Annotated in this window: 21 protein-coding genes; 13 read left to right on the forward strand and 8 right to left on the reverse strand. The window is 57.0% G+C overall.

Annotated features, from left to right (window positions below):
• The gene (locus PQU98_RS00380; RefSeq protein WP_272742905.1) at positions 1-1,182 is read left to right on the forward strand and encodes a DUF1501 domain-containing protein; all 1,182 of its coding nucleotides are present in this window, start codon (positions 1-3) and stop codon (positions 1,180-1,182) included.
• Here the strand turns inward: PQU98_RS00380 and PQU98_RS00385 are convergent.
• Positions 1,172-2,284 carry a glycoside hydrolase family 130 protein gene (locus PQU98_RS00385; protein ID WP_272742906.1) on the reverse strand — a complete coding sequence of 371 codons (1,113 nt, stop codon included), beginning with the start codon at positions 2,282-2,284 and terminating at the stop codon, positions 1,172-1,174. The two genes, PQU98_RS00380 and PQU98_RS00385, sit on opposite strands and share 11 nt — an antisense overlap.
• A gap of 4 nt (positions 2,285-2,288) precedes the next feature.
• Positions 2,289-2,576 (reverse strand): hypothetical protein, encoded by a 288-nt coding sequence (locus PQU98_RS00390; protein ID WP_272742907.1) that lies wholly within the window; start codon positions 2,574-2,576, stop codon positions 2,289-2,291.
• 198 nt (positions 2,577-2,774) lie between these two features.
• Between PQU98_RS00390 and PQU98_RS00395 the strand changes: the two genes are divergently transcribed.
• The gene (locus PQU98_RS00395) at positions 2,775-2,981 is read left to right on the forward strand and encodes a hypothetical protein (protein ID WP_272742908.1); all 207 of its coding nucleotides are present in this window, start codon (positions 2,775-2,777) and stop codon (positions 2,979-2,981) included.
• Positions 2,982-3,001: 20 nt separating this feature from the next.
• On the opposite strand, the gene PQU98_RS00400 is transcribed toward PQU98_RS00395, so the two are convergent.
• Positions 3,002-5,386, reverse strand: coding sequence for a glycoside hydrolase family 3 N-terminal domain-containing protein (locus PQU98_RS00400; protein ID WP_272742909.1), 2,385 nt, complete (start codon positions 5,384-5,386; stop codon positions 3,002-3,004).
• A gap of 191 nt (positions 5,387-5,577) precedes the next feature.
• Between PQU98_RS00400 and PQU98_RS00405 the strand changes: the two genes are divergently transcribed.
• The 4 genes from PQU98_RS00405 to PQU98_RS00420 all read left to right on the forward strand — a co-directional run bounded on the left by PQU98_RS00405 (position 5,578) and on the right by PQU98_RS00420 (position 7,812).
• Positions 5,578-5,925 carry an ArsC family reductase gene (locus tag PQU98_RS00405; RefSeq protein WP_272742910.1) on the forward strand — a complete coding sequence of 116 codons (348 nt, stop codon included), beginning with the start codon at positions 5,578-5,580 and terminating at the stop codon, positions 5,923-5,925.
• 167 nt (positions 5,926-6,092) lie between these two features.
• Entirely contained in the window at positions 6,093-6,446 is a 354-nt protein-coding gene (locus PQU98_RS00410; protein ID WP_272742911.1) for a PadR family transcriptional regulator, read from the forward strand.
• A 3-nt stretch (positions 6,447-6,449) separates the two neighbouring features.
• Entirely contained in the window at positions 6,450-7,019 is a 570-nt protein-coding gene (locus PQU98_RS00415) for a DUF1700 domain-containing protein (RefSeq protein WP_272742912.1), read from the forward strand.
• Positions 7,020-7,032: 13 nt separating this feature from the next.
• Positions 7,033-7,812, forward strand: coding sequence for a GIN domain-containing protein (locus PQU98_RS00420; RefSeq protein WP_272742913.1), 780 nt, complete (start codon positions 7,033-7,035; stop codon positions 7,810-7,812).
• A gap of 91 nt (positions 7,813-7,903) precedes the next feature.
• Here PQU98_RS00420 and PQU98_RS00425 read toward each other — a convergent pair whose 3' ends face one another.
• Positions 7,904-8,506: a PadR family transcriptional regulator gene (locus PQU98_RS00425; protein WP_272742914.1), complete on the reverse strand. Its 603-nt coding sequence runs from the start codon at positions 8,504-8,506 to the stop codon at positions 7,904-7,906.
• Between the two features lie 184 nt (positions 8,507-8,690).
• On the opposite strand from PQU98_RS00425, the gene PQU98_RS00430 reads away from it, so the two are divergent.
• The 7 genes from PQU98_RS00430 (at position 8,691) to der (ending at position 15,011) form a co-directional block, all read left to right on the forward strand.
• Positions 8,691-9,071, forward strand: a complete 381-nt coding sequence (locus tag PQU98_RS00430) for a DUF6249 domain-containing protein (protein WP_272742915.1) — start codon at positions 8,691-8,693, stop codon at positions 9,069-9,071.
• Between the two features lie 13 nt (positions 9,072-9,084).
• Positions 9,085-9,684, forward strand: coding sequence for an RNA polymerase sigma factor (locus PQU98_RS00435; RefSeq protein WP_272742916.1), 600 nt, complete (start codon positions 9,085-9,087; stop codon positions 9,682-9,684).
• A 6-nt stretch (positions 9,685-9,690) separates the two neighbouring features.
• Complete coding sequence (locus PQU98_RS00440; RefSeq protein WP_272742917.1) at positions 9,691-10,113, forward strand: hypothetical protein; 423 nt, start codon at positions 9,691-9,693, stop codon at positions 10,111-10,113.
• Positions 10,091-10,951 carry a 3-methyl-2-oxobutanoate hydroxymethyltransferase gene (panB, locus tag PQU98_RS00445; protein ID WP_438263844.1) on the forward strand — a complete coding sequence of 287 codons (861 nt, stop codon included), beginning with the start codon at positions 10,091-10,093 and terminating at the stop codon, positions 10,949-10,951. The genes PQU98_RS00440 and panB overlap by 23 nt, the downstream gene beginning before the upstream one ends.
• Positions 10,952-11,076: 125 nt before the next feature.
• Positions 11,077-11,880, forward strand: a complete 804-nt coding sequence (locus PQU98_RS00450; protein ID WP_272742919.1) for a tetratricopeptide repeat protein — start codon at positions 11,077-11,079, stop codon at positions 11,878-11,880.
• Between the two features lie 77 nt (positions 11,881-11,957).
• The gene (locus PQU98_RS00455; protein ID WP_272742920.1) at positions 11,958-13,349 is read left to right on the forward strand and encodes a PQQ-like beta-propeller repeat protein; all 1,392 of its coding nucleotides are present in this window, start codon (positions 11,958-11,960) and stop codon (positions 13,347-13,349) included.
• A gap of 39 nt (positions 13,350-13,388) precedes the next feature.
• Complete coding sequence (gene der / locus PQU98_RS00460) at positions 13,389-15,011, forward strand: ribosome biogenesis GTPase Der (RefSeq protein WP_272742921.1); 1,623 nt, start codon at positions 13,389-13,391, stop codon at positions 15,009-15,011.
• 12 nt (positions 15,012-15,023) lie between these two features.
• On the opposite strand, the gene PQU98_RS00465 is transcribed toward der, so the two are convergent.
• The 4 genes from PQU98_RS00465 to radA all read right to left on the reverse strand — a co-directional run bounded on the left by PQU98_RS00465 (position 15,024) and on the right by radA (position 19,401).
• Entirely contained in the window at positions 15,024-15,767 is a 744-nt protein-coding gene (locus tag PQU98_RS00465) for an SDR family NAD(P)-dependent oxidoreductase (protein WP_272742922.1), read from the reverse strand.
• An 11-nt stretch (positions 15,768-15,778) separates the two neighbouring features.
• Entirely contained in the window at positions 15,779-17,284 is a 1,506-nt protein-coding gene (gene purF, locus PQU98_RS00470; RefSeq protein ID WP_272742923.1) for an amidophosphoribosyltransferase, read from the reverse strand.
• 126 nt (positions 17,285-17,410) lie between these two features.
• A complete protein-coding gene (locus tag PQU98_RS00475) occupies positions 17,411-17,923 on the reverse strand; it encodes a CvpA family protein (RefSeq protein WP_272742924.1) in 513 nt (170 codons plus the stop codon).
• Positions 17,924-18,030: 107 nt separating this feature from the next.
• Positions 18,031-19,401, reverse strand: coding sequence for a DNA repair protein RadA (radA, locus tag PQU98_RS00480; protein WP_272742925.1), 1,371 nt, complete (start codon positions 19,399-19,401; stop codon positions 18,031-18,033).
• Positions 19,402-19,442 lie beyond the last annotated feature (41 nt).

The raw sequence follows: 19,442 nt of genomic DNA on the forward strand, positions 1-19,442 counted from the left end.
ATGAGTATACACCGCCGTCATCTGTTGGGCCTGATGGGCTCAAGTGCTGCCTTTGGGGCCTTTGGCACCGCACATGCCGCCGGGGGACGCGATCCGCGCTTTGTGACGATAATCTTAAGGGGCGCGCTCGATGGCTTAAGCGCCGTGCCTCCGGTGGGGGATCCCGATTTTGAGCGTGTGCGGGGCGATCTGGCGACGATAAAAGCTGATGCCGTGTCGCTTAATGATCTGTTTGCGCTCAATCCAGCCATGCCGCAGTTTGCCAGGTTGTATAAGGCAGGGCAGGGCGCGGTCGTTCATGCCGTGGCGTCACCGTATCGCGAGCGATCGCACTTTGATGGGCAAGACGTTCTGGAATCCGGCCATGAAAAGACCGGCTATACCCGATCTGGCTGGATGAACCGTCTGCTGACCGTCATGCCCAAAGGGCGAGCCATACCCATCAAAGGTCTGGGCGTAGGCGCGACCACACCACTGGTTATGCGGGGTGAGGCCGAAGTGCTGGGCTGGGCGCCGTCTAGTTTGGCGCCGGTGGATCCCGATCTGCCGCTGCGACTGATGGCGCTATATGAACAGTCCGATCCGCTGCTGCTCAAGGTGCTGACCGAGGGTATTGAAACCGGCAAAATCGCCGCCAACATGACGCAAACCAATGCGCGCGGCGGTTCGGCTGATCCGGCGGTTATGGTGCAGATGGCGCAGGGGGCGGCCAATCTGATGGCGCAAGCCGAAGGGCCGCGCATGGCCGCGCTCGCCTTTGACGGCTGGGATACGCACACTCAGGAACTGCCGCGACTGGCCAGGCTCTTGGGCGGACTGGATCAGGCGATCGCCGCGTTCGAGACCACGCTTGGCCCTGTATGGCAGGATACGACGATTCTGGTGGTTACTGAGTTTGGACGCACGGTCAATATTAACGGCACCAAGGGGACTGATCATGGCACCGGGACCGTGGCTTTTCTGGCCGGTGGAGCGGTTAAGGGCGGACGGGTGATCGGGAATTGGCCGGGGCTAAAGGACGCGCAGCTTTATGAAGGCCGTGACTTGATGCCGACCACAGATTTGCGGGCTGTTATCAAAGGCATTGCTGCAGATCAGTTTGGTGTGTCGGGTGCGGCTTTGTCATCAACGGTATTTCCGGGATCGGAGCCCATAGCACCGATGAAAGGGCTTACGGCCTGAACAGCGATTTCGGGATATGGGTAATGCGGCAGGCCAGATCGGCTTCGCCAGATGCGACGATATAGTGATCGCCGCCATCGACAATGCCGGTCGTAAACACGATATCGTGCAGGTACATCTGATCGTTTAAGGGCTCCGTCAGAACGGGATTGGCCTCGATCAGCGGCGTGTTGCTGGTATGAATAATCTGGCTAGGGTCATCGGTTGCCAGTAGCGACCAGTAGGTGCGGTAAATACCGACCTTGCCGTGCGTTTCGACACCATGCCACAGGCTTAACCAGCCGTCAGGGGTAAGAATTGGCGGGGCGCCGCCACCCATGCGGGCATTGACCTGCGATCCGGCCCGGGGGCGGATGCCCGGACGACGGCAGGGCTTCCAATAGAGACTGTCTTTTGAGGTCGCCAGATTAATAGACGGGCCGGCCTGCCAGGGACTATGTGGGGCGTAGGTGAAATAGTTGTCGCCCAAGGGCCGGGTCTGCGCCCAGTATTCACCGTCGATCAAGCCCTCAAAAATCAGCATGTCTTTATTCTGGTGATCCAGAACCATGTCCTCAAATTGCCAGTCGAGGCCATTGTCAGAGCTGTAAAGAGTCGTTGAATGCCGCTCCGGGCTGACCGAACAGGTGGTCATCAGCCAACGATTGCCAACCTTGCTGATGCGCGGGTCTTCTGTGCCATAACATTGAAAGCTGGCGTGAGGGGCTATGGCCTTGTCATAATGGAATGCCAGCACATTCAGGCCATCAGAGCTAAGCTCAACCGGCAACAGCCACGACAGCGATGTGAGGCCCAGAACATCCCACGCGCTGTTTTTGAGGCGAAATACTCTCGGATCGGTAGTGTCGACGTCACTAAGTGCCCAGCGATCAAGGTTATAGCCATTATCCCAGCGAATGCTGTGAACAAAACCATCTCTTGCGGGGGGCTTAAGCGCCTCTGCCACCCGCACCATCAACAGCAGATTGCCATTGGCCAATCGGGTCAGGCCAGGATTAAACGCCCCCAGAACATAGGTGTCGACCTCAAGCCCCGTCAAAGGCGAACGCGCCAGATCAATATCATCGGGTCGAATAATCAGAAGATCGGTCGCATACGGCATGGTCTCAATGCGTGGGTTCACGGCGGTCAGTAGTATTGGTCAGGGTTTCGCGCAGGCTTTGCAGGCTGCGATCTGCTGCATGACGCCGCTCATAGCTGCCGCGGTTGTAGGCGTCGATTTCCTGACTGAGATAGGTCGCCAATTGCGGATCGCTCTGAGCCGCGGCCCTGATGACATATAAAATCTTTTCGCGTGTATCGCTGTGCAGACGCTTGCCCGTCGAAAAAGCGTGCAAGACGACATCGAGATACTGATCCAACATGCGATTGGTCGCGTCCGGTAGTTCGGTCATGTCCTCCTCCTTATATGATTTTGAGACCATAGAGTGTCAGTCTGATCGCATAAGGGAACAATCGGTAAATTAACCTTTGAGGCGATTTTAAGGGTATCTCTCGTTAAGTTTACTGAGGGTGAATGGATTTTTCGCCTTTTTGGAGATAAAACCTTACCGGGAACTTTGGCGTCCTGATGGGCAATCGGGAGACGGGACATGACGCAAATGTATGGCCTTTACCGGGCTAAGGCCGGTGAGGGGAGCCGTGATCTGGTGTGTTATGGTGACGGCGAGGTCGAGTTTATAACTTCGCGCGCCGCCTATGAAGCGACAGGGATGACACCGCTGTTTAGCCGCTTGCCGTGGAGACCACCTCTGGATGATCGATATCAGGGGCTTGAGCATTATGCCGTGTCACCGTGATGTGAGCGCGGCACTTTGGCTCAGGCTACCGTCAGGACTGTCGATTTAAGGCTTGTGCTGCTTTGGCCTGATGAAATCGTGAAGGTGCCGGGTTCGACCACGCGTTTCATCTCCAGATTATAGAACTGAAGATCGGCGGGGGTGATCTCAAAGCGGACGGTGGCTTTTTCGCCCGGCTTTAAGGCGAGGCGCTTAAAACCTTTCAACTCCATAACCGGGCGGGTGACCGACGACAGGTCATCGCGGATATAAAGCTGCACCACCTCATCACCGGCGCGGCTGCCGGTATTGGTCACATCAATTTCGACACCCACACTGTCGCTGACCCCAATCGTCAATTTGGCCAGACGCGGTGCCGACATCTCAAAAGTCGTGTAGCTCAGGCCATAGCCAAACGGATAAAGCGGCTTGGTCTCGCCGTCGATATAGCCACGTCGGGCGGTAGGTTTGTGATTATAAAACACTGGCAACTGGCCGACATTGCGGGCAATCGTCACCGGCAGCTTACCGCCTGGATTGACACGGCCAAACAGGACGTCGGTTACGGCATGGCCGGTTTCCTGACCCATATACCAGCCTTCGACCAGAGCATCAGCCTTTTCGGTCAGAAGGTTGACCGACAGGGGGCGGCCGTTGAGCAGCCACACGACGGTTGGTTTTTTGAGCGCGAAAATGGCCTGCGCCAGATCGTTCTGCTGTCCAAATAGATCCAGAGACTGCCGGTCACCCAGATGGGCTTCTGAAAAGCCTTCGCGGGCGGTCATCTCGTTATCCCCCAGCACCATGATGATGGTATCGGCCGATTTAGCCGCCTCTACCGCTTCCGCGATCAGGCGGGCATTGACTTCGGGCCGAGTGAATTCGATCAGGTCGGCGCTGCGGTTGGCGGATTCCGTGATGCGCACGCCCTCACTGTAGGCGACGTCAAACCCTTGGCGTTTGCCTTCGGCCTGCAGGCCCTCAAGCACTGAGACTACATGGCGCGGCTTGTTGGAATAGCCCCCAAGCGGGGTGTCGCGGGCATGGGTGCCCAGCACCAGAACCTTACCCACTTTTTTCGGATCAAGCGGCAGCAAACCCCGGTTTTCGAGCAGCACCACGCTGCGACCGGCGGCCTTGCGCGCCAGAGCGACCGCATCAGGAGCGGCGGTCAGTTTCTCGGCCTTTTTGACATCGACATAAGGGGTATCGAACAGGCCGGAATTGAACTTCATTTCGAGGATGCGCCGGACGGGTTCATCGAGCGCACTTTCCAGGATTTTGCCGGATTGGACAAGGCCCACCAGCCGCGGATAGGCCTGCGGATCGGGCGTTTCGATATCAACCGTGGCATCCAGCGCGCGGGCGGCGGCCACGTCCAGATCATCGGTTAGGCGGTGGCGAGTGATCATTTCATTGATGGCGAAATAATCACTGACGGTTACGCCTTTAAAGCCCCATTCATCGCGCAGGACGGTTTTCAGCAGCCAGCGATTGCCGTGCGACGGCACGCCGTCAATTTCGTTGTAGGAGGGCATGACAGCGGCGATTTTGGTCTCGCGAACGATCTTTTCAAACGGCGGGAAAAAGTCTTCGCGCAGGCTGCGCTCACCCAGATCAGCCGGGCCGACATTGATACCGTTCTGCGGCTGACCGTGGCCCGTCATGTGCTTCAGCGTGGCAAACACCTTATCCTTAGCCAGGGGCAGGGTATCGCCCTGAAAGCCGATCACTGCGGCCTTACCCATAACACCGCAGACGTGCGGGTCTTCGCCGTAGGTTTCCTCAATCCGGCCCCAGCGCGGGTCGCGAGCGATATCGACCACAGGCGCCAGCGCCACATTGGCTCCACGGGCGCGCATTTCGCGAGCACAGATACTGAAAATTTCAGTCACCATGTCTGGATCAAAGGATGAGGCCAGACCGATCGACTGCGGGAACGAGGTCGCATCCTTAGCCACATAGCCATGCAGACTTTCTTCGTGCATGCTGACGGGGATGCCGAGCCGGGTTTGTTCTATTGCCCATTTCTGAACGGCATTGATATAGGTGGCGGTTTCCGTCGCATTACGATTGGGCGAAAAGCTGACATCACCGGCCTGACCCATTGGCATACCGGTGCGGTTTTGCGGGCGGGCGATCATGCCAAAGCCGTGCGGAAAATTGGATTTCGCCATGTCTGTCACAAAATCACCAGCTTCGGTCTGGATTTTAGCCTTGTCTTTCCAGATGCAGACCATTTGGGCGACCTTTTCCTCCAGCGTCATGCGCTTAAGCAGGTCGTCAACACGGGCGGGGATGCTGGCTTTGGGGTCTTTGTAAAGCGGGCGGTCTTTTGAAATCGTCTGCGCGGTCGCGGGCGCGGTCATAAGGGCAGCGGCGGCGGCACTGAGCGTAAAACTCCGCCGGGTCGTTGAAGCGGTCATAGACGTCTCCCGAAATTTATATGGCCCAAAGGCACTTATTGGCCAAAGGCGCTTATTGGTAAGACCATTGCTATCATGGTAGCGCTAAAATGCCAGAAGAATGCTGGCGTCTGGGGATAATTTTTTGATGAAGCAGACCCGAATCCCGAATGGGGTTAAGGCCATACCAAACACGTGGCGGAGCCCAAACGATGAGCATTACCCTTTATGGCATTAAAAACTGCGACACGATGGTCAAGGCCCGGCGGTGGCTGGACGCGAAGGGGATAGGCTATACGTTTCATGACTATAAGGCTTCAGGCATCACGCAGGATATTCTCGAAGACTGGGCGGCACGCATTGGATGGGAAACGCTGATCAACAGATCTGGTCAGACGTTTCGGAAACTGCCGGACGAAGACCGCGCTGATGTGGATGAGGCCAAGGCGTTACGGCTGATGCAGGCTCAACCGTCGATGATCCGCCGGCCCGTACTGGATACCGGTGAGAAGTTGGTCGCCGGGTTCAAACCGGAAATATATGAGAGCCTTTTCAAATGATCTGACAAGCCCGCCAAACCGGCGGGCTTTTTCGTTTTGAGGTGAACATTACAAATGCGTTATGTATCGATAGGTATCTTGCAATAAATGGTAGCTTGCTATAAGTAGGTAATCAGGCGGTGAGGTTGATCATCGCCACCTGAACGCTTCGGCGGAAGGATGGGAAAATGCCTGAACCTATTGATATACAACTTAAAAAGGGCGTGCTGGGCCTGTGTGTCCTGGCCGTGCTCGCGCGCCGCGAAAACTATGCCTATGAGATCGCCAGCCTGTTGTCAGGCGCGATCGGCATGGGCGAGGGGACGATCTACCCCCTGATGCGGCGGATGCAGACAGACGGTCTGGTGGAAACCTATCTGGTCGAATCGTCATCCGGCCCGTCGCGCAAATATTACCGTCTGACCCCGGCGGGTCATCAGGCGCTCAAGGCACAAAGCGACGAATGGCGCGGGTTTGCCCGCGCCGTTGACGCCCTGCTTGAGCCTGTTCCTGCCGACCCGCAACCCGTCACAGAGGTATAATCCATGACCCGGACTGAATTTATAGATAAACTGAAAATCGGCCTGTCGGGCCTTCCGGCCTCGGCCATTGCCGACATCGTGGCTGATTACGAGACCCACTTTGCCGATGGCACCGCCGCGGGCCGCTCCGAAGCCGAGGTGGCTCAGGCTCTGGGTGATCCGGAGCGTCTGGCCCGCGAACTACGCACCGAGGCCGGCATGAAGCGCTGGGAAGACACCAAAACGCCGTCGTCGGCTATGGGCGCGTTGTTTGCGCTTCTGGGGCTGGGCGCGATTGATATCCTCATCCTGCTGCCGATTGTCATGGGCATTGCCGGGGGATTGGCCGGGACATTCATTGGGGCCATTGGCGCGTTTTTCGGCGGCGGGGCCCTGTTTGCCGCCGGGCCGTGGATGCCGTTGCCGGGCCAGCCGTGGGCTGCTTTGCTGGGCGGTCTTGGCCTGATGGCGGGATCGGTCGCTGTGGCCGCGCTGGTGGCGATCTTCACCATCTGGTTTGTGAATGCGCTGGTCTGGTACGGGCGTCTGCACTACCGCCTGCTGAAACCTGCGCTTGACGCGCGCAACGCTTAAGGGAGACTAAACCATGATACGCAAACTCTTTATCGTGGCGGGCGCAGGTTTTGTACTGTCGGTCGCGTGTTTGTCGGGGGCGGCGGCGCTGGCATCAAAGGATATGGCTGCGGGCGGCTGGAACTGGAGCCTGGTTGAGCATGGCGACAATATCCGCTTTTTGAAACGCACGACTGCGGAGGCCGAGCCATCCGTGACGCGCACGCTGGAATGGGGCGGGAGTAAAGCTCTCAGCATCGATATTCCGGCAGAGGTAATCTATAGCCAATCGCCTACGGTGTCGGTCAGTGTCACCGGCCCGAAGTCCTTGACCGATCGGGTGCGGATTGACGGCGACCGGCTTTATCTGATGGATGGTGCGGACGCGCAAAACGTGGTCAATTTCAAATGGGGGCACGACGGCTTTAACGTTCAGACGTCGGACGATGATCTTAAAATCGTGATCTCTGCGCCGGAGGTCGAGCGGTTTACTGTATCGGGGATCAGTGATCTGGATATCAAGGCGTACGACCGGCCTTCACTTGAGTTGACGGTGTCCGGCACCGGCGATGTTGATGCGGTGGGCCGCACCCAGGCGCTTAAACTCGATATGTCCGGCACCGGCAATGCTGATCTGGAGGGGTTGCGCACTCAGGATGCCGACGTCACCTTGAGCGGCACCACATCGGCGCGCATAGCGCCTACGGGTAAGGCAATGGTCACGGCGTCGGGCATGAGTTCAGTTGATGTCAAAACCCTGCCCAAAAGTCTGACGAGCAATATTTCCGGTACGGCGACCGTCAATCAGGAGTAGCGCAAGATGGTCTTCATCTGGTGATTTCAGATGAAGACCATATTATTTAAGGACGCTCTTTCTGATCCATCATCACTGATGGGACAATGCTTTATGTGCGCTCCAGCTTTTTGGCGGCGTCATCCAGAATGTCGGCGATGGCGTCAACCTCAGAGGAGGTGAGGGGCTGACGCTCAAGCCGTAAGCTCAGGGCTGTTTTGAAGTTCTCAATGGCGCGCACGATCTGAGGCGGGCGGCCGGCTGATTTGGCCTGACCGCGTTCAAGGCGGGACATGGATTCAGCCACAGCTTCGGCGTTTTCGGCCAGAAACGCCTGACCGGCTTCGGTTATACTGTAGCGCTTGCGGCCATCTTCGGTCGCCGTCACCGTGGCATAGCCCAGTTCTTCGATCCAGGTCAGGATCGGATAGACTACGCCGGGGCTTGGGCTATAGGCGCCGTCGAGTTTATCTTCGATAGCCTTGATCAGTTCGTAACCGTGGCTGGGTTTTTCGCTGATGTAGGTCAAAAGCACCAGCCGCAGGCCGCCGTGACCGAACATGCGACCGCCCCGCCGGCCACCGTCACGGCCATCTGCTGCGCTGTCTTTCACGCCGCGCCGACCCTGACGGCCACGGCCGAAGCCTCCGAATATATCGTCGCGCTGACGCAGGGGGTGAGTGCCGCCGTGGCGCATATGTGTAAATTTGTTCATATCTATATCTTTCTTAATTTAAGACAATGTTTAGATATATCTAAATTAAGTCTAAATCAAGATGGCTCAGATGAATTTTATTTAATGTGTCTGACTGCATCCAAATGGCGCACCCACGGCCTCTAATCATCAAAGGGCCGGTTGCAGGAACCGCTCAGTTTTTGGATCTTAAGGAGAGTTGATTATGGGATTTGATATGGGGCTACTTGTGCCCATCATAGCCTTACTGATGCCCATCGCCATTGTGGGCCTTGTTATGTACTTCCGCGCCAAAAGCCGTGTTGAAGTGCAAAAAACCATCCGGCTGGCGATCGAAAAAGGCCAGCCTCTTCCGAAGGAATATCTGGATAGTCTGCAAAAAGCAGATATCCGAAAGGTAAAATCGCCAATGGACGATGTTCGCTCCGGGCTTATCCTGATGGCGGTTGGCGTTGGCATGGCGGTGTTCAGCTTTGTGAAGGAAGGCTATATCGGCGGCAATCTGGCCGGTGTGGCCGCTATTCCGGGCTTTATCGGCGTGGCGCTGTTTGTGCTGGGCCTTATCGGCCTGAACCGTAAAGCCTGAACAAAGACGGATCATGTCGCTCGCACCCACCCCAACCCAATTGCGCGACCAGTCGGACATAGACCTTATCGGTCTGGCCGTTGCCGGGTCGCAAGCGGCCTTCGGCGAGCTTGTCCGCCGTCACGGGGCCGCTCTGCGCACGCATTTGCGGCGTATGGGGGCACAAGGTGCAGATGCGGATGATATGGCTCAGGATGCGTTTATTATTGCCTATGAGCGACTGAATGAGTTCCGCCATGAAGGCACGCTCATTGCCTGGCTTAAAACGATCGCCTCGCGCCGCTACCTGAAGCGGCTGAAGGCCACGCAAAAATACCTGTTTACTGATGACCAAAGCCTGTTTGAAACGGCGGACATAAGGATTGAGGCGCCTGCGATCCCCAATCTGGATGCCGCTCTGACGCAACTTAAACCTTTGGTGCGGGTGTGCGTGACGCTGAATTTCAGCGCAGGGTTCAGCCATCAGGAAATCGCCGATGAGACGGGACTTCCGCTGGGGACGGTCAAGAGTCATATCCGGCGGGGGCTTGATCAACTCAGGGCCATTCTGTCCGTAAAAGCGTCGCCCGCCCCGTCAGTAAGTTTGTCAGTAATGGATGCCGATAATGGATAAACGACCATGAAAGACGAAGATCTTAAATCGCTTTTCGATATTACCCCTGCCTATGACGATGAGGCGGCGTTTCAGCAGCGCGTCGTGATGGGGATCCGGCTTAAAGCGGCCTTCCGTCAGGGCCTGATTGTCGTCTCAGGGTTTGTGGGCGGGCTATATGCGCTCATTCAGTTTATTCGCATACCGGGTTGGGCCCTGAACAGCGAACTGGGGGGCTCCGTGCGTGCGGCGACGCGGGGTACAGATGCGACGCTTGAGGCGGGTGTGGAGTTTGCAGACCTGATCGCCAGCGGATTTGCTGATTTTCTGCAATCCATAGGTGGTTATATACAGTGGATGCAAACGCCCCTCTTTTTTTGGGTCAGTTTTGCTTTATGTTCCACCATCCTTGCGCTGTACCTGATCAATGGCAGCGAAGAAATATTATGATGGTAACCTTAAGGTAGCGGCTTTGAGCATTCACTCCAAGGTCAAGCGTTTGACCGCCCCTGAGATCTACGCCCGCAAAGGGCAGGTGCCGCTGGTGTGCCTGACGGCCTACACAGCGCCAGTGGCGGAAATTCTGGATGAGCACTGCGATGTCCTGTTGGTGGGCGACAGTGTCGGCATGGTGGTGCACGGTCTGCCATCGACGATTGGCGTGACGATGGAGATGATGATCCTGCATGCTCAGGCGGTCATGCGCGGTTCGGATAAGGCCTTTGTGGTCGTGGACATGCCGTTTGGCTCTTATGAGGCCGGGACGGAAGAGGCCTTTCATAATGCGGCACGCCTCCTGAAAGAAACCGGAGCGCAGGCCGTGAAGATAGAAAGCGGCCCGACTGTGCACGAAACCGTCGCCTATCTGGTGCAGCGCGGCATTCCGGTCATGGGCCATGTCGGTTTGCGGCCGCAGGCGGTTAATGTCGATGGCGGTTTCAAAGCCAAAGGGCGGACTGAGGCTGAGCGTAAAAAGGTCATTCAGGAAGCGCTCGATACCGATGCCGCTGGTGCTTTTGCCATTGTCGTCGAAGGGGTGGCCGAAGATCTGGCGCGTGAGATTACGGGGCTGGTTAAGGCGCCGACCATTGGTATCGGCGCATCAGCTGGTTGCGACGGTCAGGTGCTGGTGACGGATGATATGCTGGGGTTGTTCGACTGGTCGCCCAAGTTTGTACGCCGTTATGCCGATGTGCGCACGGCTATCGCTCAGGCGGCTGCCGATTATGCCAAAGATGTCCGCGATCGCAGCTTTCCCGCCCCACAAGAGACATATTTTACCAAATAAATGGCCCAAACCGATGGGGGCGGGGGCTTAAGCGCTAAATTCGTTGCGCAACCGTGTGCTTGCCGCTAGGTTCGCGCGCAAAACAGGGTTAAACACACCCGCAGTAATACAACAGAGGACTGTTCGTGAGCGATATTTTTGAAGAAGCCGAAGAGGGGCTTCGTACGGAAAAATGGACCCAAATCGCTAAAAAGAGCGCGCCCTGGGTGGGCGGCGGACTGGCGTTGGCCTTGGTGATTGCGCTTGGTGTCTGGGGCTTTACCCATACGCAGTCCAAGAATGCCGCTGAAGCCTCCGAAGGCTATGCCGCAGGCCTTGAGGCGCTGCAATCAGGTGATAAGGCCAAGGCTTCGCAAAGCTTTGAGGCGGTGGTGAAGAAGGGTTCGGACGCCTATGAGAACATGGCTCTGACCCAGTTGGCGGCTATATCCCTGAGCGATGACAAACCGGCGGAGGCTCTGGCCAAACTGGATCAGGCGGCGGCCGCTACCGGTGATCCGCTGTTGAAAGATCTGGCATCCTTAAAGGCCGCCTACATCGCACTTGATCAGAAAACGGCCTTTGCTGACATGGAAAAGCGTCTGGTGCCGCTGACCAAGGACGGGCGTCCTTATCAGGCGCTGGCCAAGGAAGCGCTGGCTATGGCCAAGCTTCAGAACGGCGATCTGAAAGGGGCGCGCAGCGACCTTGAAACTCTGGCCATAACCTTGGGCACACCTGATGGTGTCAAAGAACGGGCTCAACAGGCGGTTCAGGCGATTGATTCGGGGGCGGCTGATCTGGCGCGCAAAATTGTTGCCATGCCGCAACCGTCTGATGAGCAACTGCGTGAGCAGATGATGAAGCTTCAGGCCATGCAGCAGGCACAAATGCAAGCGCAGATGCAGGCTCAGGCCGCCGCTCAAGGGCAGGCGCCTGCACCGCGCTAATCGCTTTAACACTATAATATCGAACTCCAGACCCTATCCACACGGAAACAATGATGCACACTAAGGCTTATACGAAGATGGCGGCTTATACGAAGACCGCAAGCGTGATGGCTTTGGCCTTGGCTATGTCGGGTCTGGCGGCGTGTTCGACCCTCAACCGCCTTAATCCGCTGGCTAAGGAGGACGCGCCGGAGTCGGTGGCGACACAGGGAGAGCGGATTTCGATTGTCGCTTTCGATCAGAAAATCGCCCCTTCGGAAAGTCTGGCCGGCATAGATTTCTACATCCCCGAAGCCAAAACCGTGGCGTCTTGGCCACGCGCCGGTGGGCCAGAAGGGGCGGAAATCGATCACGTAGATGCCGCCAAGGATTTTAAAGTCGCCTGGACGAAATCGATTGGCGAAAAATCCAAGGGCCTGTCGCAGGTTCTGGCCCCGCCGGTGTCTGACGGTAAGCTGATCTATGTCATGGACGGTCAGGCCCACGTCAGCGCCTTTGACGTCAATTCGGGCGAACGTGTATGGGCGCAAGATCTGAACCCGGATATCAAGCGTGACAAGGATGCCTTTGGCGGTGGTCTGGCCTTAAGCGGGGACAAGCTGTTTGTGACCTCAGGCTATCGGCTGGTGGTGGCGCTGAATGCGCAAACGGGTGCCAAAGAATGGGAAAAAACCCTTGAGTCACCGGCCCATGCGGCGCCGGTCTATAATGCTAAATACGTGTTTGTCACCGATGTCGATAATCAGTTGATGGCGTTTGATACTGCCACTGGCGATCCGATGTGGACCTATCAGGCGATTGTCGAGCCTGCGCGTATTCTGAAATCATCATCGCCGGTCGTCGGCGGCAATGTGCTCTATGCGCCGTTTTCGTCGGGTGAATTGATAGCGCTCGACACCAATACCGGCAGCCCCGTCTGGCAGCAGGTTTTGGCACGCACCAGCCGCACAAACGCCTTATCTGAGATTCGTGATATTTCCGGCCATCCGGTCGTTTATCGCAATGAAGTGTTTGCTGCCTCCCATTCGGGCGTTTTCGCCGCTATGGATCTTAAAACCGGCCAGCCGCGCTGGACCGTTGCGGCGGATAGCATCAATACGCCATTGCCGGCGGGGGATGTGGTTTATCTCGCCACCGTTCAGGGTGAATTGATGGCCGTCAACCGCGATTCGGGCCAAGTGTACTGGCTGGCCGACCTTAACGAAGGTGAGGCAAAGACCAAGAAAAGCTTCTTTGGTCTGGGCAAGGAAAAGAAGATCGGTATCCGCACCGTCTGGACGGGGCCCATTCTGGCGTCGGGACGTCTGATACTGGTCAATTCCGATGGCAAGGCTGTGGCGTTTGACCCCAAGACCGGCAAAAAAACCGAAGAGCTTAAGATCGATGGGGCGGCCTTTATCGCGCCTGTGCCGGTCGGTGATAAGCTGTTTGTCGTGACCAATGACGCCAAGCTTGTAGCGATACAGTAAATACTGGCATTTAGGCCCGTCTGTCTGTAAAGACGGGCCATGACACTTAAAATTGCTATTGTCGGGCGTCCGAACGTCGGCAAATCCACCCTGTTTAACCGTTTGGCGGGCAAAAAACTGGCGATCGTTGACGATCAGCCAGGGGTTACTCGCGACCGCCGCTATGCTACCGGCCGCATCGGCGATATCGACCTGATGCTGATCGATACGGCAGGCTTTGAATATGCCGACGATGAATCCTTAGAGTCGCGTATGCGCCAGCAGACCGAAAAGGCGCTGGACGAAGCCGATGTCGCCCTGTTTATGGTCGATGCCCGCGACGGGGTTTTGCCGCTGGATAAGATTTTCGCGGACCTGTTGCGCCACCGCGATGTGCCGGTGTTGTTGATCGCCAACAAGGCCGAAGGGCATGGTGCGCAGGCTCTGGCCGAAGAAGCCTATTCGCTGGGTTTTGGCGAGCCGCTTCATCTGTCGGCTGAGCACGGCGAGGGCATGTCCGACCTTTATGAATCGATTGAGAAATACCGCCAGCTTATCGAAGGCGATCATGTCGAGGGCGATGACGACGAAGAGGACGACGACAAAAAGCCGATTCGCATCGCCATTATTGGCCGTCCTAATGCCGGTAAATCGACCCTGATCAATAAAATGCTGGGCGAAGACCGTCTGCTGACCGGGCCGGAAGCCGGGATTACCCGCGATTCGATTTCGGTAGATTGGGAATATGAAGGCCGCCAGATCCGTCTGGTTGATACGGCGGGGCTGCGCCGCAAGGCCCGCGTGCAGGAAAAGCTGGAAAAACTTTCGACCGCTGACACCATCCGCGCCATTACCTTTGCCGAGGTCGTGGTGCTGGTCATGGATCACGCCAACGCCTTTGAAACTCAGGATTTGCAGATTGCAGACCTTGTGGAACGCGAAGGCCGCGCCCTGATTTACGTCATCTCCAAATGGGATACGGTCGAGGAGCCGCAGGCCAAGCTCAAAGAGATCATGGACGAGTCCGACCGCATCCTGCCGCAGCTTAAAGGCACGCAGATTGTAGCCCTGTCGGGGGCAACGGGACGCGGGATTGAGCGGTTGATGCCGACCATTCTTAAGACCTATCGCAACTGGTCGGCCAAGGTGAAGACGCGTGACCTAAATGACTGGCTGGCCTTGGCTATCCAGCGTCACCCGCCGCCCGCCGTTGATGGCAAGCGCATCCGCCCGAAATATATGGCGCAGACCAAGGGACGTCCGCCGACCTTTGTTTTGTTCGCGTCGCGCGCCTATGCCATGCCGGCCCATTATCAGCGTTATCTTATCAATAGCTTGCGCGAATCTTTTGACATGCCGGGTGTGCCGATCCGTCTGACGGTTAAGGCCAATTCCAGCGTCAATCCATACGATGAGAATAGTGGTACTGCCGGCACCAGCGGCCCGGCACGAACGCGCGCCAAGGCCAAGGTGAAAAAGCCGGGTGAAAAGCCCGCGCACCCTAACCGTGTCAAGCAAAAGCCAAAGGGTACCGTCGTGGCCCCAAAAGTGAAGGCTAAGCCGCGTACCGAAGCGGCGAAGCTGAAAACCTTTAAGGCCAAGGCTGCGGGCCCCAGCACCAAGCCGGGTGCGGCGGGACCGGGGGGGCGCTCAACCAAACCGGCCGGACGGGGAAAGCGCTGACCCTATATGGGTTTAGTGCTTTATTTCCGCCCATTCACGGAAATTGATCGTTTCCAGTGTTGGCACCTTATTGGGATCGGCCAGCTCAAGGATTAGCGGGACGATCTCTTCCGGTGCGGGCAATGTCGCTGGGTCTTCGCCGGGAAAAGCTTCGGCGCGCATACGGGTGCGCATGGCACCGGGATTGACAATGGCCGGACGAATGGAGGTAATCTCCGTCTCATCGGCCCAGGTGCGTACCAGCGCCTCAAGGGCGGCTTTCGAGGCCGCATAAGGCCCCCAAAAAGCGCGCGGTTTGGCGGCAACGCCTGACGTGAAAAAGATCGCGCGGGCGCCGTCAGACAGACGCATCATCGGCTCAAGCGCGCCGATCAACCGATGAGTGGCCCCCAGATTAAGCGCGATCAGGCGGCTGAAGTCCTTGGGTTCGTAGTGCGAAACGGGGCTGAGTGTACCCAAGGTTGCCGCCGCATGGACGAAGACATCAACCTTGGCGAAGCGTTGCGCCAGAGCGTTGGATAGTCGGGTTAGGGCGGCGCCATCAATCAGGTCAAACGGAATAAGCGTGGCATGTTGACCGGTGGCCTTGAAAATTTCGTCGTCCAGTTCTTCGAGTGCGCCCTGACTGCGGGCGCAGGCGATGACATGTGCCCCCGCCTTGGCCAGCCCCAGAGCACTGGCACGGCCAATACCGCGTGAAGCGCCCGTGACAAAGGCCACACGGCCCTGCTGAGGGCCGGTGATCGTCGTATCCATATCAAAACCCCTTAAACGTTGACCAGAAGCGACAACTGACCGTTGCCTTCTTTTTCATTCACGGCGTCTTCTTTGTCCGTGAGGCGGGTCGGATAATCGCCGGTGAAATAGTGGTCGGTATATTGCGGGGTGTCGGGGTTACGGCCATTGTGTCCCATCGCCTTATAGAGGCCATCGACCGACAGGAAGCCCAAACTGTCGCACTCAAGCTTTTTGCGCATCTCTTCCATAGTATGGGTCGCGGCCATCAGTTTGTCACGGTCCGGCATGTCGATACCGTAGTAATCAGGCCACATGATCGGCGGGGAGGCTGAACGCAGGTGCACTTCCTTGGCACCGGCGGCACGCACCATGCGTACGATCTTCACCGAAGTGGTGCCGCGCACGATGGAGTCATCGATCAGGATGACGCGCTTGCCTTCCAGCACAACCCGGTTGGGGGAGTGCTTTTTACGTACGCCCAGATCGCGGATGTTCTGGGTGGGTTGGATGAAGGTGCGGCCGACATAGTGGTTGCGGATAATGCCCAGCTCAAACGGCAGGCCTGACTGCTCGGAAAAACCAAGGGCCGCTGGCACGCCGGAGTCCGGCACAGGCACGATAATGTCGGCATCGGCGGCATGTTCGATCGCCAGTTGCCGGCCCATGGCCTTACGCACTTCGTAGATCGATTTGCCGTTCACGACTGAATCAGGACGGGCAAAATAGACATATTCAAACAGGCAGGGGCGGGCGGCTTTGCGTTCAAACGGTTTAAAGGATTTCAGGCCGTCCTGATCGATTTGCACGACTTCGCCATGTTCGACGTCGCGCACGAAAGTGGCCCCGATCATATCCAGCGCACAGGTTTCTGACGCCAGCACATAGGCATTGCCCAGGCGACCGATGACCAGCGGGCGAATGCCAAGCGGATCACGCGCGCCGATCATCATGGTTCGCGTCAGGGCCACAAGGGCAAATCCGCCTTCGATATGGCTCATGGTCTCGATGAAGCGATCCATAATCTTGATGCCGCGTGAGCGCGCAATCAGATGCAGAATAACTTCGGAATCAGAGGTAGACTGGAAAATCGAGCCGCCCGCCACCAGTTTGGTGCGCAGGTGCATGAAATTGGTCAGATTGCCGTTGTGGGCAATGGCGATGCCGCCGGTATCAAGATCAGCAAACATCGGCTGGACGTTACGGATAAAGGCGCCGCCCGCTGTCGAGTAACGGGTGTGGCCGATAGCGGCGTTGCCCTGAAGGCGCTGAGTCAAATCCGGGCCGGTGAACACATCGCCAACCAGACCGTGGGAGCGTTCAGTATAAAACCGTTTACCGTCGCAGGAGGCGATCCCGCAGGCTTCCTGACCGCGATGTTGCAGAGCGTGTAGCCCCAGCACGGTCACCGCGCTGGCATCTTCCATGCCATAGATACCAAAAACGCCGCACTCAAGGCGCGGCGTGTCATCGTCAGGATCGCGTTCCACCCAATTATCAATTTCATGATAAGTGTGTTTGGGACCGGTCGGGCGCATATGGGGGCTCTGCATTAAGGTTACGCGAAAAGGCCAGACATCACTATAAGGCCTTATGATTTACGATGGGTTTAGTCGTTAAACCTTGCCCATATATAGTTGGCGCGCCCTGAACTTAAAGAGGCGTCAACTCGTCGAATCTTCCACAGATGGTGCCACCTGATCTGCAAAGACCGCCAGCTTTGGGGCCACGGCTTGCAGTGTTTTAGCGGCCTTGACGCCCAAGGGGTAGACCTTGGCCTCGGTGAACCATTCTGCACGGCTCCCAATAGGGAAGATGGCAGCAAAAAGCAAATGGAATACGCCCAAAAACACCAGTGCACGGAGGATTCCAAACCCAAAGCCCAAGGCGCGGTCGACATAATCGAGCGCTTTCTGCTTGTGCATCTTTTCTGACAGATTATTCCCGAACATGCGGATGCTGAGATAAATGATGACGAAGATGATGCCAAAGGCGATGAAGGCCGTCATGTTCTTAAGGTTAAACACGTCCTTCAACCAGGGCATGATCCAGATCGCAATCAGGAATGAGGCCAGAAACGACACCAGAGTGACCAGTTCGCGTGTCCCCCCCCGCATCAGACCGACAATGACTGAAAACAGCAAAACGCCCAGAAAGATCAGGTCATACAAGGTCATGGTCATTTTCCCTCAGCTAAGAGGGCCCCCGCAGAAATGGCCGGATGTGTATTTGTGGCGGCACCATACATTAACCTTAACTTGTGCGCCAGAGGTCAATCAGCGTCTTAGTCTGTGGTCTCCAGCCCTTTGATGGCTTCCAGCAGATAGTCGTAAGATTTGACCTCGAACGGGGCATTATCGGCGGCGGCTTTGGGAGCGATGGCCGAGGCAAAGCCCAGTTTCAGCGCTTCTTTCAGGCGCGAATCCATGCGCGACACGGACCGGATGTCACCGGACAGGCTGATTTCACCAAAAACAACGCAGTCCTTGGGTAACGCAACATCCAGCAGGGACGACATTAGCGCCATAGCGGCGGCCAGATCGGCGGCCGGTTCATTGATTTTCAGGCCGCCGGCGACATTGAGATAAACGTCTTTTTGGCCAAAACCGACGCCGCAGCGGGATTCGAGTACCGCCAGCAGCATGGCCAGCCTGCCGGAATCCCAGCCGACAACCGCCCGTCGCGGGGTTCCGTAGGCCGATGGCGCCACCAGTGCCTGAAATTCGACCAGCACCGGACGCGTGCCTTCAATCCCGGCAAAGACCGCTGAGCCCGCCGTGCGCTCACCCGATGTCAGGAACAACGCCGATGGGTTTGGAACTTCGCGCAGGCCGATGTCGCCCATTTCAAACACGCCGATCTCATCAGTGGCGCCAAAGCGGTTTTTGGAACCGCGCAAGATGCGGAACGGATAGCCGCGTTCACCCTCAAACGACAACACTGCATCGACCATGTGCTCAACCACACGGGGGCCTGCGACCTGACCTTCTTTGGTAACGTGTCCCACTAAGATCATGGCGATGTTCTGCTTTTTCGCCAGTCGCACTAACTCACCGGCACAGGCGCGTACCTGCGACACCGACCCCTGAGCGGCATCGATCGCGTCGCTCCACAGGGTCTGGATCGAGTCGATGATGACCAGATCGAATTTTTCGCGCTTAAGGGCATCCAGTATCGTACGAAGCGAGGTTTCCGCTGCCAGTTCGACGGGGGCCTTTGACAGGCCCATCCGAAACGCGCGGCCCCTGATCTGTTCGGCTGATTCTTCGCCGGAAATATAGGCGACCCGTAACCCGCCGCTGGCCGCCTGAGCGGTCACTTGCAACAACAGCGTTGATTTCCCGACCCCCGGATCACCGGCCAGCAATATGGCTGACCCTGGCACAATACCGCCGCCGCAGACGCGGTCAAATTCAGCGATGCCGGTTTCCATGCGGGGCGGCGTCTTATCTTCGGCCTCAAGAGTTTGAAAATTAAGCTTTGTAAGTCTTGAGATTTTCGACGGCGAAGTTTCAGGCTTTAGGCCACCGGGCGGCGTCGAAAAGCTTTCCTGAACCAGCGTATTCCAGAGTCCACAACCCGCACATTGCCCGGCCCACTTGGAATGCACTGAACCACATGATTGACATATGAATACCGCCTGATCTTTCGCCACGAGTCACCCCACTTGATTTCGGGCAAGCCTAGCGTGATCTG

The organism is Asticcacaulis machinosus (genome assembly GCF_028550435.1).
Lineage (GTDB): Bacteria > Pseudomonadota > Alphaproteobacteria > Caulobacterales > Caulobacteraceae > Asticcacaulis > Asticcacaulis machinosus.